We start from the raw sequence: 16687 nt of genomic DNA on the forward strand, positions 1-16687 counted from the left end.
TCTGAAAATTAATTCAGTTACTTTTTGAAAAGACCAATTGAGGCTCCTACCCAATCCTTGTCCTTGTTGTATTTCACACCTATCATTTCACCGCGACTTAGTCTAGCTAGATTACCCACCAAAGTCGGTGATTCATCCTCTTCGGGCCATAGGGCTAAAATCCGAATCTCCACTTTCACTCCTCCATTTGGCGCTTGAATCACAGGAGCATAATTCACTTTTTTCTGTAGAATAAATTGATCCGGATGCTTCAAATTTTCGATATCAGAGGGCTTTACATTGAAAATCACACCTGCTCCAGAGAATGAAAAAAGCGATTTGAGCACATAATTTTCCAAATCTTTGGGAATCTCTTTCAGTTCACTCATCAGAGTGGTATCAATGAAATAGGGACTATCCAAATAAGGAAGTATGAACTTGGAAACTCTAGTATACCAATTCGGATGTCCAGCCCATTCCACATCCAAATCATCCAAAAAGCTAAAGTTCATCTTTAGATCCGGGCGAGAATTTAGCTCATCAAAAATAACCCGATTATAAATCCGTCGAATCTGAATTTTACTTCCTTTCGAATCCCTATAGAATAATTTCCTCCCCTCTTTTTCAATCTCCGTTACACAGCAAACTGGAATTCCCAAATCCTTTCGGCAATAATAGAAGTCGATCTTTGTATTTTGATTTTCAGGCTCAATTTCCAATAACACAACTTCCTCAGGTTGGAACTTCCCCAAAATGGTCTTCCTGAGTAATTCCAGATATTTCTTCTCATCATACCCACTTAGATAAGGGGTGAAATCTCTCAAAAAAGGATAAACAGAGCGAAGCTTTTGAAATAGATTAAACTGAAAATTAAATACGGTTGGGAAGCCTTGGACTTCAATCAATTTCGGTAATAAAACCCCGTTTTCTTCACAAATCCCAAAGTCAATCGCTAAAAATTGGGAATGTGGATCCTCATTTGGCACCTCTGTATTCAGGTCAAGTGCTCGTTGAGTCAGTTGTTTAAAATCCGGCCTTTTCAGAAAGGAAATCAATTCCTCACATGCTTCTAATAGTTGAGATTTAAGCTTTTCTGAGATAAAAAAGGGAGTTTCCGCAATTCGAAAAGCAGGAAGAAAATCAAAATCCTTTTGAATACTCTGTAAAAGCTCTTGGTATTTTTCCTGCGAAAAAGCAGCATTAAATTGCTCGCGGACAGATGAAATCATAACAATTAAATCAAAGCTTTGGATGTTTTTTGACTTCGAACTTGATTGATACTGTGGCGAAGGAAATTAGGAATCAATTCCTCATTAGTACGATAGATTTTATCTTCATCTACTAAGTCCTCCAGCATCGTTCGGAATTTAGCCTTCCCTTTTAGCGCAATGATCTTATCACGAACCTCATGTTTTTTCAAATGTGCCAAAAAGGATACTGGATCCGCTTCCGGGTGAAACTGAGTCCCAACAATTTCATCGGTGAATCGAATCCCCATAATTGCCCGCTCGTACTCTACGTGATTTCTGATTTTTTCAAGGGCAATAATTTTAGCTCCTAAGAGGTTAAATTTTCGCTTGTGGGGCTGAACTACCTGGTAATCCCGACTATCTACTGCCCAAAATGGATTATCCAAATTCTGAAAAAGTGGATCTACCATCCCTTCCTGGGTTTTGTGAATAGTCATTACTCCAAACGAGGTTGATTTTCGTTTGTTGATTTCACCTAAGCCAAAATGCTTACAAGCCATTTGAAAAGAATGACAAATCAACAACAGATATTTTTTAACAGAATGGTTTTGATTCCAAATCCAGATTTGGTCCAAAAAATCATTGTATTTGATATCCCAATCCCCATTTCCTTCAAGTGGATTTCCGGGACCTCCTGTGGAAATATACAGGTCAAAATCAGTGACTTCGGGAAGTTCAGACTTTCCTCTTACATCAAAAATCTTGTAAGAAATGTCATGATGAAAGCGGCCCAATATATCCTGAATGCAGCGCATTCCTTGATTAGGCTCCCCATCATACATATCCAATATGGCCAACTGAATCTTAGACTTTCCCACAACGACTGATTTTAGGCCTCAAAGGTACAGGAATTCCTTAAATCCCTTCTGTAAATTTGCTGGTTATAAAATCGACCACTTTGGTCAAATCCTTAGTTTCTTCGAATACTTTTAATTGCTGATCTGCGCCGGTTCCATTCTTTAGAATTTGATGAACATAATTGACTTCCTCACGGCTTCCTAATTCATCAACCACATCATCTATGAAATCCAGCAGCTCCATGATCAAATCCACGGTTGGGACTTCCTGCTTTTTGCCAAAATCAATCAGTTTTCCTTCTATTCCATTTCGGGCAGCACGGAATTTATTTTCTCGGATGAGCGCAATTCGGTAAACATTATAAGAGATGTTGCTCATGATCAATTTGTACAATTTGGCAACAACGGCTTGAATCAAGGCCACGATGCAAGTAGTCTCCTCAACCGTAAGGCACATATCGCAAATCCTGAATTCAATCGTGCTAAAGAAAGGATGCATCCTAAGATCCCACCAGATTTTCTTTGGATTATCAATACAGTTTGTCTTCACTAAGGTCTCCAAAAAATTATCATAGGACTGTACTGAGTCGAAGTATTCTGGCAAACCGGTTCTTGGAAACTTCGCAAATATCTTTGCTCTAAAAGCTTTGAATCCAGTATTTCTCCCTTCCCAAAAAGGCGAATTGGTTGTCAAGGCATATATGTGAGGTAGAAAATAACAAGCCTGATTCATCACCTGCAAGGCTACTTCCCTACTCTCTATCCCCACATGCACGTGCAAGCCAAAAATCAAATTAGAACGGGCGATATCCTTCAATTCATCAACAATGGTGTGGTATCGTGGGTCATCTGTAATCTCCTGATCCTGCCATTTTGAAAATGGATGCGTACTTGACGCACCGACAATCAACCCCTGCTGAGCAGCAAGTTCTGAGATTTTATTTCGTAGAAAGGCAACTTCCTTTCGGGCTTCCTGAACATTTTGGCAAATGTTTGTCCCTACTTCCACCACCGATTGGTGCATTTCTGCCTTGACCTGCTCCCGTAGATGGATTTTCCCCCCATCAACTATTTTGGACATATGAGAACGAAGATCCCGCGTAGTAGGATCAATGATCTGATATTCTTCCTCTACCCCAATTGTAAACTGAGGTAATTTCTTGATTACTGCACACATAAAAAGTGATTTTTAATCTTAAAAACGTTTGGTTCCTTCCACCGCATTTCTCATAAAGGTTCCCCAGGTCAAATTCATTTTTCCTGGTTTTTGGGCTTTTGCATAGCGAATCGCCATGTTTGCGGCTTCTTCAACAACCCATTCGAAATTTTCCTGGCCTACAGAATTAACATCTGCATCAGGAGCAGGATTACCAAAGTCAATAGCATAGGGAATCCCGTCCCTCACAGCAAATTCAACCGTATTGAAATCATAACCCAATCCCTTGCAAAGCGTAAGCGTATATTCTTTCACTTTTGCCAATAATTTTCTGGAAGCAGGAGCCCGATCTACTACATAGCGTAAATGATGTGGATTTCGAGGTTCATATTCCATAATCCGAACTGCTTTTCCACCCAGGCAATACACTCTGAAATATTCATCAAAAACTATCTCTTCCTGAAGTAACATTACCAATTGACCTGTTTCAGGATGCTTTTGGAAAAATTCCTCTTTGTTTTCCAGTCTATAGACATTTTTCCAACCTCCGCCCGCATAAGGTTTCATATACGCAGGAAATCCTACGTAATTGAATATTCCCTCCCAATCTAGCGGAGCTTCTAGGTTACGAAATGATTTTGAAGTAGTATCAGTAGGATGCTCTGCAGAAGGAAGGATGACTGTTTTTGGTAAAGGAACTCCCAGCTGATCAGCTAGACAATTATTGAAAAACTTATCATCAGCGCTCCACCAAAAAGGATTATTGATTACAGCCGTACCTGTTAAAGCAGCATTTTTTAAATAGGCTCTGTAAAAAGGGACATCCTGAGATATACGGTCAATAATCACTGCATATTCTGTCAATTGATTTTGAATCACTTTGTCAATCTTCACGGCCTCTGCCATGATTCCCTTCTCGGCTTTTTGGTTTACCCGGTCGATGAAGGCTTGAGGGAAGGTATCTTCCATCCCGAAAAGTATTCCGATCTTTTTCATTTTTAGATACAGTTAAAATGGCTAATCAAACTTAATTCTGCTTAAATAATGAGGAAACATCTCTTTCCATACGTCCCAGTCATGCACCCGATTTTGCCGGACATCCAACCAATGTGGCACCTGCTTTTGATTGAGCACATGGGACAATTTTAGGTTGGCATCGTAGCAAATATCCCAGTTGGAAGTCCCCAAAACGATATCCATATTCCAAAGCTCATGATCATTTAAACCCGGAAGATATTCCAAAGGGCTGTTGTAATAGATATCGTCATGATTATACCCGTCCATGAAATTGCGGATGTCAAAAGCACCTGACATACTGAACATGTGGCTAACATATCCTGGGTGTCTAAATGCAAAATTGGCTGCATGATAGCCTCCAAAACTACAACCTGCTACCACCACCTTGGCAGTTGAGGTATTTAGCCGAATCCGCTCAACCAACTCATGACAAATCATCTTATCATAAGCCACATGATTTTGAATTCGCTGATGGGGATGTACATTTTTATTATAGAAACTTTGGGCATCGTTGCTTTCCGGACAATAGATCTGAATCAATCCCTGTTCTATGTACCAATGTGCCGATCCAATCAATCCCATGTCCTTGTTTTCATGAAAAGAACCTTTGGAGGTAGGAAAAACCACTACGGGATAACCTGCATGACCAAATACTAACATTTGCACATCCCGCTGTAGATGGGGAGAAAACCACTTAAAATATTCCTCTTTCATAAATTTTTCAAAATGCTTCCAAATCGGTAAGCAAGAGAAAAACTATTCAAAATATCTCGAAATGCAAAGCTTATATTTTCAGTAGGCGGAAATAAAAAATTTAGAGCTTTATGAAGAAGAGGAGGAAGTTGAAAATTTCTCCGAAAAATAGTACTTCCAAATTCCCAATATAATAATAATAAACATGATCGCTACGGCTAGCCATTTCAGGGTAGTAAAGCCAGATGCAATGAGGGTGATTAATCGGTTGGGCTCAGGAAACAACTTTAAAATCCGTAGCACCATCAGATTTTCAAAAAAATCAAAAATCGCAATCAAGAATGGGACAACAACTAAAGCACGAGACCCCCATAAGCGACAAAGTATTCCAGCAAAAAATAAACTATACACGATCATATATGGAAAATCTAAAGCCCAAATTCCAAATCGATAAAACTTTCTCGTGTCAGAATCCATTTCAGCTAGAGATTGATAGGCTTCTGAAAAGGTGTAGGCAAATTTCAAATCCAAAGCATGATCCTTTGGCATAAAGAAAGAAAGTGAGAGATTGAGAGCTACCATCAACAGAAAAAGCGCAATCAAAATCCTCTTGTCAGAAACAAAATCAATAACAGTATTCATAAAAAAATTGAGTTGAAAAACGAATTTGAAATTACTAAAAATCAACGACTTAGAAAAGTCAAGGTTTCATGAATTCTATTTTTCTTCAAACCATTTTGAATACATAGGATAGTTTTTTGCAGTTCGCATAATTACTTCCTCCATCTCAGGACCGATTTCTTTGACCTTTTTAGCTGGCATCCCCGCATAAATTGAATTTGGTTCCACCACAGTATTTGCCAAAACCACGGCTCCTGCTGCAATAACGGACCCCGAATGCACAACTGCTCCATCCATCACAATCGCTCCCATACCTATCAAAACCCGATCATGAATAGTACAGCCATGGATGATAGCATTGTGGGCGATGGATACTTGATTCCCGATATATGTCCCGGCCTTCTTATATGTACAATGAATCACAGCCCCATCTTGAATGTTAGTTTGATTCCCAATCCGAATTTCGTGAACATCTCCCCGGATTACTGCATTGAACCAAACGGTACACTCATCCCCCATCACCACATCTCCGACTATTGTAGCATTGGGAGCTAGCCAGCAAGAGTCTCCAAAAACCGGCTTTTTCCCGTTTATTTCCATGATTAGGGCTTCTTTCATACTTGGAATCATTAGTGAAAAACAAATTTTAATTTTTTTTCGGACTTATAAACTTTTTATAGAAATTTGCGTTCTGTGTCTATACATTAATTAGGAAACTAAATCTTAAACAACTATGAAATTGATTGCTAAATCAGGCCTATTTGTAGCTGCAACTCTTTTGGTGTTTGCATGCGGTGGACCAAGTGAAACAGTAGAAACTTCTGAAGCACAGGAAGTAGCTGAAGCAACTGGTCAAACTTTAACCTTGGATCCAAATGCTACCACTATCTCTTGGGCTGGGTACAAGCCAGCTGGGAAGCATTTTGGTAAAATTCCTGCTACTACAGGTACCCTATCCGTAAATGGTGACAATATCACAGGTGGATCTTTCACTTTTGATATCACTGGTTTGAAAATTGAAGACTTGGAAGAAGGATCCGAAAACTATGGTAAACTTTGGGGTCACCTTCAGTCTGCTGACTTCTTCGATGCTGAAAATCACCCAACAGCAACTTTTGAAATCACCGGTGTAGAGCCATTCAATGCGGAAGATGTAATTACTGACAAAGAAGAATTTGTTACTGAATTCACTCCTGCTTCAAATAGCGAACTTACTCCAGAAACTCCTACTCACTGGATCAGTGGAAACTTGACCATGAGAGGAACAACTAAAAACATCAAGTTCCCAGCTGCTGTTTCCATCGAAAACGGAATCGTATCTGCAAAAGCAGGATTCAACATTGACAGAACTGCTTGGGGTCTTTCTTATGGAGATGAAGCTAATGCAGTTGATAAAGCAAAAGATCAGTTTATCTACAACACTGTCTCTTTGCAGTTGGATGTGAAAGCTAACTAAGGTCTACTAAACCAACGAATAGAAGGGGAATTCTCAGGAATTCCCTTTTCTGTTTTATATTGGTTTGTCATGGATTCTCACGCCAATATTGAAGTCAAAACCCGAAAAATCATTCATGTAGATATGGATGCTTTTTATGCTTCGGTGGAGCAATTGGATCATCCGGAATGGAGAGAAAAGCCATTGGTTGTGGGAGGAAATGCTGCTCGTGGAGTGGTAGCTGCTGCAAGCTACGAGGCTAGGAAATTCGGAATTCATTCAGCCATGTCCTCAGTTTTGGCAGCAAGAAATTGTCCCCAATTAATTTTTGCAAAGCCACGATTTGATCGCTACAAAGAACTATCAAATCAAATTCGGGAAATATTCTACGAATACACAGATCTGGTAGAACCACTTTCATTGGACGAAGCATTTTTGGATGTGACCGAAAACAAAATGGGTCTAAAGTCAGCAATCCTGATTGCCCGTCAGATTCGTGCAAAGATCAAAGAAAAAACAGGCCTAAATGCTTCTGCGGGAGTTTCTTACAATAAATTCCTTGCAAAGACCGCTTCGGATCTGAATAAACCTAATGGTCAGGCCGTCATCTTACCAGACGAGGCTGAGGCATTTTTAGAAAAACTACCCATCCGGAAATTCTTTGGGATCGGAAAAGTAACCGCCGAAAAGATGGAAAAACTGGGAATTTTTAATGGGAGGGATTTGAAGGAATATTCCCTACAGTTTTTGACCAAGAAATTCGGAAAATCCGGTTTACACTACTACAACATCGTTCGGGGAATCCACCTTTCTGAAGTTCAACCAAACCGTATCAGAAAATCCCTAAGCGCAGAAAACACCTTTGAAAAAGACCTGATTACTCCCAAAGAAATGGAAGACAATCTTTATCCTATTTATGAAGAAGTCACCCGAAGGGTAAAGAAGACCGGGATCAAGGGACGAACCATTACCTTAAAGATCAAATATTCTGATTTTACAATCCAAACCAGAAGTAAAACCCTAGAACAGTATCCCGATGAGAAAACCATTTGGGAAGTGGGGCTGGAACTTTTAAACCAAGAAGAAATCCCAAAACCTGTCCGGCTCCTAGGATTAGGACTTTCTAACTTGAACATCACCGAAGAACAAATTCATTTTGGGGAGCAACTGAAGATCCCTTTCGAGCAATCTTGAAATTAGCCAAGAATAAACTGATTAACTCCTGCCATTTTGTCCGATTTTTAGTAATTTCGCATCCTGAAAAAATCAAATTAGATGGATCAACTGATCAAAGACATTGATATTATTTCCGGAGAGGAAGCGCAAGCACTGGATTATAAAACCACCCCTGAGGAGAATACCGGAAAAACAAAGAAGATATATATCGAAAGCTACGGCTGCCAGATGAATTTTTCTGATTCTGAAATCGTAGCCTCCATCATGAAGGAAAACGGCTATGATACCACCGCCGATTTCCAACAAGCGGACGTTGTGTTTTTGAACACCTGTTCAATCCGAGAAAAGGCGGAACAAACAGTCCGAAATCGCCTGAACCACTTCAATGCTGTCAAAAAGAATAAGCCAGAAATGACAATTGGGGTCTTAGGCTGCATGGCTGAGCGATTGAAGGATAAACTTCTGGAAGAGGAAAAAATCGTCGACGTAGTAGTAGGGCCTGATGCTTACCGTGACCTTCCTAATTTGGTGAACGCTGCGGAAGATGGTAGAAAAGGAGTTAATACTTTCCTTTCCAGAGAAGAAACTTACGCAGATATCGCTCCAGTCCGACTCAATTCGAATGGAGTTACCGCATTTATTTCCATCATGCGCGGATGCGACAATATGTGTTCTTTCTGTGTGGTGCCTTTCACGAGGGGACGGGAAAGAAGCCGTGATCCGCATTCCATCGTTGCTGAAGCACGGGATTTATTCGAAAGAGGTTACCGCGAAGTAACCCTATTGGGCCAAAATGTAGATTCCTACAAATGGTCTCCTGAAGAAAACAATAAAGCAAGATTAAATAAGAAAGAGGAAGAGGTTAGTGAAGTAGTGAACTTTGCCAACTTGCTGGAAATGGTAGCTCAAGTAAACCCTTTACTTCGAGTACGATTCTCCACTTCCCATCCGAAGGATATCACAGATGAGGTGCTTTACACCATGAAAAAATATGAAAACATCTGTAACTATATCCACCTTCCTGTTCAATCCGGAAACTCACGGGTTTTGGAATTAATGAACCGAACCTATGATCGAGAATGGTACCTAGATCGAGTAAAAGCCATTCGAGAAATCTTGGGTGAAGAATGCGGGATTTCTTCGGATATGATTGCAGGATTCTGTACAGAAACTGAAGAGGAACACCAAGACACCTTGACTTTGATGGACATCGTCAAATATGATTTCTCTTACATGTTCTACTATTCAGAGCGTCCAGGAACTTTAGCCGCAAAGAAATACACCGATGATATTCCTTTGGATGTGAAAAAACGCCGACTAAATGAAATCATCGAAAAGCAAACTCAGCTTTCTTTGGAGCGTAATAAATTGGATGTCGGAAAGGAGCAAATCATCTTGATCGAAGGAACTTCTAAGAAATCTGAATTTGAATTGAAAGGACGCAACTCTGCCAATAAGGTGGTGATCGTCCCTTCCGAAGGATTGAAAATCGGAGATTATGTGAAAGTAAAAATTAAGGATTGTACTGCTGCTACCCTATTTGGGGAAGTTCTAGAAATTAATCCAGCCTTAGCATGATCACTCCTTCAGAAATACAAAGTGTCAAGCAGCGGTTTGGCATCATAGGAAACAGTCCACTTTTGAATCACGCGATTCAAGTTGCGATGCAGGCTGCTCCTACTGATATGACCGTTTTGATCACAGGTGAAAGTGGAAGTGGAAAGGAAAGCTTTTCTAAGATTATCCATTCACTTTCCCTCCGAAAACACGGAAAATTCATTGCCATTAACTGTGGAGCGATCCCAGAGGGAACCATAGATTCAGAGCTTTTTGGTCATGAAAAAGGTTCCTTTACAGGGGCTCACGAAGCTCGAAAAGGGTATTTTGAGGTGACAGATGGGGGATCAATTTTCCTAGATGAAATTGGAGAAATGCCATTGGGAACTCAAGCTCGCCTTCTTCGGGTGTTGGAAAATGGCGAATTCATCAAAGTTGGCTCTTCAAAAGTCCAAAAAACGAATGTCCGTGTAATCGCAGCTACCAATGTGAACCTCCTTCGTGCGGTGGAAAAAGGGAAGTTTCGCGAGGATTTGTATTATCGATTGAATACTGTTCCCATTTTCGTACCACCCCTTCGTGAACGTGGAGAAGATGTGGTGCTTCTTTTCAGGAAATTCACCTCAGACTTTTCTGAGAAATACCGGGTCAAACCTATCTCTTTAGATCCTGATGCTCAAGCCTTGTTGATGCGCTATCCTTTCCCTGGAAATATCAGACAATTAAAAAATATCGCCGAACAAGTTTCGCTTTTGGAACAAGATCGGGAGGTAGATGCACAGACTTTATCCAAGTATTTACCAACGGATAACAGTCGGCTTCCTATGCCAATTCCTTCTGGAAGTCAAGGTGGGGAATCCATGGATTTTTCAGAGCGTGATCTGCTTTATAAAGTCCTTTTCGACATGAAAAAGGATATGAATGAGTTGAAAAAACTAGTTTTGGATACCTACAAAAGCGGAGGCTTAAGTCAAAGCATTATTCAAAAGCACAGCGAGCTTTTTGAAGATATGGACACAGGAATACCGGTGAAAGAACCAAAAGAAAGCAGTCCAAGCTATCCATTACCTTTGGTTTTGGATTCTCAAAAAAGCAGCAATGGAAATTCGCCTGAATACGAAGAAGAGGCGATAGAAGACATCATGCACGAAGAAGATGACAATTCACTTTCTTTGGAGAAAAAAGAAAAGGAAATGATCGTCAAAGCACTTCGAAAGCATAATAACAAGCGGAAATACGCTGCCAATGATTTGGGGATTTCCGAGCGTACCCTTTACAGAAAGATCAAACAATATGGAATTGATCAATAGACTTTTTTCATTTCTTATGATAGTGTTATTGGGAGTGGGGCTGAACGGCTGCTCAGTAAGCTACAGTTTCACTGGAACCAATATTAACTATGAAGAGGTGCAGACCTTTTCGGTAGAAAACTTTTTCAATGATTCTGGAGGCGGTCCAGCGAATATGGAGCAGCGATTCACGGAATCTTTGAAAGAATTTTATCAGCGAAACACCCAATTGGAATTGGTACGGACAAATGGGGATTTACAATTTGCCGGAGCGATCAAGCGCTATACTTTGACTCCTCAGGCTGTTGTATCTAGTGGAAATCCAAATTTACCCGACCGAGCCGGTCAGATGCGGCTGACGATTTCAGTAGAAGTAGAATACATCAATCAAACCAATGAGGAGGAAAATTTAAAACAAAGCTTCTCCTTTTTCCAGGATTATGATCCACGAACCACTACCCTTCTAGATGTTGAGGATCGCCTAATTGAGGAAATTTTCAAGAATATCATTCAAGATATTTTCACAGCTACGGTGGCAAATTGGTAAAATCCCTATATTGAAAAAAAACTTGAAGTGAACGCCAATCAATTCAAAGACATCCTCAATAGGGCCGATAAACTTGAAAAATCGGATATTTTGCTACTTAGAAAGATCCAGGAAAACTTCCCCTATTTCCAAATTCCTCATGTACTGATTTCCCGGTATGAGATTCAAAAATCTCCAGAAAAAAATTCCGACTCCTTGAGCTGGGCAGCTATAACTAGCCCAGACCGAATTTGGCTTAAAAGCCTGATTGAAAAGCAGGAAGCGATTCAGGAAACCAAGCCGACTGTGGACATTCTGCCTGAAAAACCAAAAGAAAAGCTTGATCTAGCGGACCGTACCGCGAGCTTAGTACAATTGGATGAGAAGCTTAAAAAGAAAACGGATAACTCCCCACAAAAGGAAGAAAAACCGAAATCCAAAACCCGGAAAAAGCGTGCAAGTTCAGACGATCTAATCGAATCAATCAAGAAGAAGGAAAAGAAGAAAATCTTGGACTCCAAAAAGCAGGAGCAGATTGATTTGATCAAGGCATTCAGTAAAAAAGACATCAAATTGGCTACAATTCGTGAAATCGAAGCGAATCAAAACAATGAAAATCTGGCTGAAAGCAGCACTAAAATAAAGGATGAACTCATTACAGAATCCTTTGCCAAATTATTGATCAAGCAAGGTAAAAAAGAAAAAGCGCTTCAAATTTATAAGAAATTGAGTTTGATGTTTCCAGAGAAATCAGCTTACTTTGCGGACTTAATTGAAAACCTGAAAAATACCGACTAATTATATGTTTACTTTCTTGATTTCCGTAATTCTGATTTTGGCCATTCTTTTAATCTTGGTCATTTTAGGACAAAATTCTAAAGGTGGCGTAGGTGCAGCTTTTGGAGGTAGTGCTTCTCAAATCATGGGAGTAACACGAACAGGAAATGTCTTGGAAAAAGCCACTTGGGTTTTGGCTATTTCTATTTTGGTATTGTCTTTGGCATCTTCTGCATTCTACAGCACTCCAGAGGCAAATCAATTTCAGTCTCCTAACATTGAGAGTGCAAAGCAGCAAGTGGTAGCACCTGCATTTGGAGATCAGGAATCTCAAAGCATTTTACCTACTGAAGAATCTACCCCTGATTCCACAGAGAATCAATAAATAAGAGTTTTAATCAATTTTAATGAAGTCCGTCTTTCGAAAGGCGGACTTTTTTTGTACTTTGCTTGAAAGCGTTTTTTCAGCGGATCAAACTCACCCGTTTCTAAAACCTGCTGTTACTTTCAAATCCTATTTATGAATAATCAACCTCTCCGCTTGGAGGATCTACAGTTCGAAAACTGGCCTAACCTAATTTTATGGGCCGCTCCCATCATGTTTTTATTGGTATTTGTCGAATGGGGTATCAGTTGGTACCAAAAAAGAGATGCCTATGACACCAAAGATTTCTTAGCTGCCGCTTCCATTGGCTTAGTCAATGTAGGCATCAGTGCTATGATAAAGCTGGCAACTTTTGGGACAGCCTTGTTTTTTTACAATCTGGCTCCATTTAAAATCCCCGCTACCTGGTGGTCATTCATTGCCTGTTTCATTGCCATTGATTTTGCCCGCTATTGGGCACATCGGGTAGCTCACGAACAGCGATTCTGGTGGGCAACCCATATCACACATCACAACAGTTCGAAGTACAACCTATCGGTATCCTTCCGTCTCGGTTGGACCCAGCATATCAAAATCGTGTTTTTTATTCCTGTGATGCTGATGGGATTTGATCCTTTTGTGTTCTTCATCTGTCATCAGATTGCTGTACTTTACCAGTTTTGGATTCATACCGAATACATTACTAAACTTCATCCGGTCATCGAGTATATTTTCACGACTCCTTCCCATCATCGCGTCCACCATGCTAGTGATGAGCATTATTTGGATAAAAATTATGGATCGACCTTTATTATTTGGGACCGAATGTTTGGAACTTTTATGGAAGAAAAAGAGCGACCGGTTTACGGAATCACCAAACCTGTCACTTCCTATAATCCCATTTACCTAGTATTTCACGAGTGGCGAGACATTTTCAGAGATATCCGAAAAGCTCAAAATCTTAAGGAAATCTGGCTGATTCTTTTTGATAAGCCGGGAGCAGAAATCATCAAAAAACGTCAGGAAAGACAAAGCCGAAAGGAAAAAGAAATCGACAATACAAAGAAAGAACTAGCCGAAGCCAGCTAGTTCTTTTATCCCTTCACCTGCTGTAGGAGCAATCGCTTACTGATTGGAAGCAAGGTCTCTTCAATGGGAAATTCCTGCCGACTATGCAATCTGTAGGTTGCCGGATTCGGCAATTCCTTGATTTCCCGAATTAATTCCAGCTTCAAAGCCTCCAGAGTTCGGACCAAGGTTTTTTGAAAAATCCCAACCAACCACACCGAAATACTTCTAAAGCGCTCCCCCGCAATCTGCAACAATCCCGACTTATAGCGGTAAGCATGAATTTCTGATTTCTTTTCTCGAGTCATCAACACGAATCCTTCACGATTATAAATGGGTAGAATTCCAACCGGTTCAAACTCAACCTGATCCTCCACGAAATTGTAAATAGTCTTTCCTTCCTGAATTTGACCCTCGATTTTTGGCAAGGCGAAATCCGTGATTTGGCTTATCTCCTTCAACACTTCATGGTCTTCAGAGCGAGGTTCATAATTGAGTTTTTTCTCCTTGAAATCAATACTATCCAAGGCCTTGGGAAAGAATTCAGACAGATTTTTCTTTCCCGACTGCAGTTCAGATAAATTCCGGTGATGTTCGATCAATTCACCCAAATGCGGATAAAGTTGGACAGCCTTAAATCGTCTGTCAGTTTCCTGAAGATAGGCCAGCAATTGGTACTTTTTGTACTCAAAATCGATCAATCCTTCCGTGATCCAATTTTTTGAAAGTTTACTCATAGGTCTAAAAGCTTTGATAAAAAGTAATCATTTCTGACATTTTTTTCCATAGGTCTGCGAAATTTTGACAGATTTTAAAATGAGGCAGAAATCAAAACTTGAAAACACTGACACAATTGTAGCCGATTTGTCAGGGTTTTTTCAAAAAAATGGCTTGGCATAGGAATCGCTCAAAGGGCAGTAGGAATTTTAATCTAACCTTTAAACAATCTCATATTATGTCAAACGTGAACATCAAACCACTTGCAGATAGGGTGTTGGTACAGCCTGCTGCAGCCGAAGAAAAAACCGCTTCCGGTCTTTACATTCCGGATACCGCAAAAGAAAAGCCTCAAAGAGGTACGGTAGTGGCTATCGGGACTGGTAAAAAAGATGAACCATTGACTGTGAAAGTTGGAGACACTGTTTTGTACGGAAAGTATTCCGGTACCGAGCTGAACGTGGATGGCACAGACTATCTAATCATGCGTGAGTCTGACATTTTCGCAATCCTTTAATTGAATTAACGAAACCTAAAACTGAAAAAAGAAATGGCTAAAGAATTATTCTTTGACACCAATGCTAGAGACCGCCTGAAGAAAGGTGTGGATGCTCTTGCTGATGCAGTAAAAGTAACCCTTGGACCTAAAGGTCGAAATGTTATCCTTGACAAAAAATTCGGTGCACCTACCATCACTAAGGACGGTGTGTCTGTAGCAAAAGAAATCGAATTGGAAGAGCCTATCGAAAACATGGGTGCTCAGCTTCTTAAAGAAGTTGCTTCCAAAACTGCTGACAATGCGGGTGACGGTACCACTACTGCTACTGTACTTGCTCAAGCCATCTTCAATGCAGGTATCAAAAACGTAGCTGCTGGTGCAAACCCAATGGACCTTAAGAGAGGTATCGACAAAGCAGTAGCTGCTGTTATTTCTAAGTTGAAAGAAAACTCCAAAGAGATCTCTACTAGCAAAGAAATCGCTCAAGTTGCTACAGTATCTGCCAACAACGATGAAGAAATCGGTAAGATGATTTCTGACGCAATGGACAAAGTTGGTAAAGACGGTGTAATCACTGTAGAAGAAGCAAAAGGTACCGAAACAGAAGTCAAGACTGTAGAAGGTATGCAGTTTGACAGAGGTTACCTATCTCCTTACTTCGTTACCAACACTGAAAAGATGGAAGCTGAGCTTGAGTCTCCATTCATCTTGATCTACGACAAGAAGATCTCCTCTATGAAGGAATTGCTTCCAGTATTGGAGCCAGTTGCTCAGTCTGGTAAGCCATTGGTGATCATCGCAGAAGACGTAGACGGTGAAGCTTTGGCAACTTTGGTGGTAAACAAAATCAGAGGTGCACTCAAAGTAGCTGCTGTTAAAGCTCCTGGATTCGGTGACAGAAGAAAAGCGATGTTGGAAGATATCGCAATCTTGACTGGCGGTACTGTTATCTCTGAAGAAAGAGGCTTCAAGCTTGAAAATGCTACTGTTGACATGCTTGGCCGTGCTGAGAAAGTCAACATCGATAAGGACAACACTACTATCGTAAATGGAGCTGGACAGGCTGAAATGATCCAAGCTAGAATCGCTGAGATCAAAGCTCAAATCGAAAAAACTACTTCTGACTACGACCGTGAGAAGCTTCAGGAAAGATTGGCTAAACTATCCGGTGGTGTGGCTATCCTTTACATCGGTGCTGCGACTGAAGTAGAAATGAAGGAGAAAAAAGATCGAGTAGATGATGCCCTTCATGCTACTAGAGCTGCTGTACAAGAAGGTGTAGTAGTTGGTGGTGGTGTAGCCTTGATCAGAGCTTCTGAAGGCTTGGACAACCTAACTGGATCCAACGAAGATCAGGACACTGGTATCAACATCATTAGAATGGCAATCGAAGCTCCATTGAGAACTATCGTTCTTAACGCAGGTGGCGAGCCTTCTGTAGTGATCAACAAAATCAGAGAGAATGCTGGAAACTTCGGTTACAATGCTAGAGTAGATCAGTATGAGGATCTATTCGAGGCTGGTGTAATCGATCCTACCAAAGTGACGAGATTGGCTTTGGAAAACGCTGCCTCTATCGCTGGTTTGCTTTTGACTACCGAATGTGTAGTTGCAGATGTGAAAGAAGATGCTCCTGCAATGCCTCCAATGGGCGGCGGAGGAATGGGTGGAATGATGTAATCCAACCCAAATCATTAAAAAAGGAGGCCAAGGCCTCCTTTTTTGATTTGTACAGATTATCTTTTTTCAATGCAGTCCTAAAAAAT

Annotated in this window: 18 protein-coding genes; 10 read left to right on the forward strand and 8 right to left on the reverse strand. The window is 40.5% G+C overall.

The features are described 5' to 3' along the window. Positions 1-17: 17 nt before the first annotated feature. The 7 genes from NY014_RS06375 to NY014_RS06405 form a co-directional block, all read right to left on the reverse strand. Positions 18-1208 carry a hypothetical protein gene (locus NY014_RS06375; RefSeq protein ID WP_259413726.1) on the reverse strand — a complete coding sequence of 397 codons (1191 nt, stop codon included), beginning with the start codon at positions 1206-1208 and terminating at the stop codon, positions 18-20. Between the two features lie 5 nt (positions 1209-1213). Continuing rightward, on the reverse strand, positions 1214-2047 hold the full coding sequence (locus NY014_RS06380; protein WP_354003167.1) for a type 1 glutamine amidotransferase: 834 nt from the start codon (positions 2045-2047) through the stop codon (positions 1214-1216). Positions 2048-2084: 37 nt separating this feature from the next. After that, on the reverse strand, positions 2085-3203 hold the full coding sequence (locus tag NY014_RS06385) for a carboxylate-amine ligase (protein WP_259413727.1): 1119 nt from the start codon (positions 3201-3203) through the stop codon (positions 2085-2087). Positions 3204-3221: 18 nt separating this feature from the next. After that, positions 3222-4178: an ATP-grasp domain-containing protein gene (locus NY014_RS06390; RefSeq protein ID WP_259413728.1), complete on the reverse strand. Its 957-nt coding sequence runs from the start codon at positions 4176-4178 to the stop codon at positions 3222-3224. Positions 4179-4199: 21 nt separating this feature from the next. Further along, positions 4200-4913: an esterase family protein gene (locus tag NY014_RS06395; protein ID WP_259413729.1), complete on the reverse strand. Its 714-nt coding sequence runs from the start codon at positions 4911-4913 to the stop codon at positions 4200-4202. A gap of 108 nt (positions 4914-5021) precedes the next feature. Beyond that, positions 5022-5534 carry a hypothetical protein gene (locus NY014_RS06400; RefSeq protein WP_259413730.1) on the reverse strand — a complete coding sequence of 171 codons (513 nt, stop codon included), beginning with the start codon at positions 5532-5534 and terminating at the stop codon, positions 5022-5024. A gap of 75 nt (positions 5535-5609) precedes the next feature. Beyond that, positions 5610-6131, reverse strand: coding sequence for a gamma carbonic anhydrase family protein (locus tag NY014_RS06405; RefSeq protein ID WP_259413731.1), 522 nt, complete (start codon positions 6129-6131; stop codon positions 5610-5612). Positions 6132-6246: 115 nt separating this feature from the next. Here NY014_RS06405 and NY014_RS06410 point away from each other — a divergent pair, with 115 nt between their 5' ends. The 8 genes from NY014_RS06410 (at position 6247) to NY014_RS06445 (ending at position 13726) form a co-directional block, all read left to right on the forward strand. Continuing rightward, entirely contained in the window at positions 6247-6969 is a 723-nt protein-coding gene (locus tag NY014_RS06410) for a YceI family protein (RefSeq protein ID WP_259413732.1), read from the forward strand. 69 nt (positions 6970-7038) lie between these two features. Continuing rightward, a complete protein-coding gene (gene dinB, locus NY014_RS06415; protein WP_259413733.1) occupies positions 7039-8142 on the forward strand; it encodes a DNA polymerase IV in 1104 nt (367 codons plus the stop codon). A gap of 81 nt (positions 8143-8223) precedes the next feature. After that, positions 8224-9702, forward strand: a complete 1479-nt coding sequence (miaB, locus tag NY014_RS06420; RefSeq protein WP_259413734.1) for a tRNA (N6-isopentenyl adenosine(37)-C2)-methylthiotransferase MiaB — start codon at positions 8224-8226, stop codon at positions 9700-9702. Further along, positions 9699-10991, forward strand: coding sequence for a sigma-54 interaction domain-containing protein (locus NY014_RS06425; RefSeq protein WP_259413735.1), 1293 nt, complete (start codon positions 9699-9701; stop codon positions 10989-10991). The genes miaB and NY014_RS06425 overlap by 4 nt, the downstream gene beginning before the upstream one ends. Before the next feature lie 16 nt (positions 10992-11007). Next, positions 11008-11517, forward strand: a complete 510-nt coding sequence (gene lptE, locus NY014_RS06430; protein WP_259414139.1) for an LPS assembly lipoprotein LptE — start codon at positions 11008-11010, stop codon at positions 11515-11517. A gap of 27 nt (positions 11518-11544) precedes the next feature. Continuing rightward, positions 11545-12294 (forward strand): DUF8458 domain-containing protein, encoded by a 750-nt coding sequence (locus NY014_RS06435; protein ID WP_494337111.1) that lies wholly within the window; start codon positions 11545-11547, stop codon positions 12292-12294. 4 nt (positions 12295-12298) lie between these two features. After that, complete coding sequence (secG, locus tag NY014_RS06440; RefSeq protein ID WP_135073590.1) at positions 12299-12658, forward strand: preprotein translocase subunit SecG; 360 nt, start codon at positions 12299-12301, stop codon at positions 12656-12658. Positions 12659-12793: 135 nt separating this feature from the next. Continuing rightward, positions 12794-13726: a sterol desaturase family protein gene (locus NY014_RS06445; RefSeq protein WP_259413737.1), complete on the forward strand. Its 933-nt coding sequence runs from the start codon at positions 12794-12796 to the stop codon at positions 13724-13726. A 5-nt stretch (positions 13727-13731) separates the two neighbouring features. On the opposite strand, the gene NY014_RS06450 is transcribed toward NY014_RS06445, so the two are convergent. Beyond that, the gene (locus tag NY014_RS06450; RefSeq protein WP_259413738.1) at positions 13732-14442 is read right to left on the reverse strand and encodes a hypothetical protein; all 711 of its coding nucleotides are present in this window, start codon (positions 14440-14442) and stop codon (positions 13732-13734) included. Between the two features lie 218 nt (positions 14443-14660). On the opposite strand from NY014_RS06450, the gene NY014_RS06455 reads away from it, so the two are divergent. Together NY014_RS06455 and groL are read left to right on the forward strand one after the other, a co-directional pair. Next, positions 14661-14939 (forward strand): co-chaperone GroES, encoded by a 279-nt coding sequence (locus NY014_RS06455; RefSeq protein WP_135073596.1) that lies wholly within the window; start codon positions 14661-14663, stop codon positions 14937-14939. Positions 14940-14972: 33 nt separating this feature from the next. Beyond that, entirely contained in the window at positions 14973-16601 is a 1629-nt protein-coding gene (groL, locus tag NY014_RS06460; protein ID WP_259413739.1) for a chaperonin GroEL, read from the forward strand. Positions 16602-16687 lie beyond the last annotated feature (86 nt).

Source organism: Algoriphagus limi (assembly GCF_024919275.1).
GTDB classification, from domain to species: domain Bacteria; phylum Bacteroidota; class Bacteroidia; order Cytophagales; family Cyclobacteriaceae; genus Algoriphagus; species Algoriphagus limi.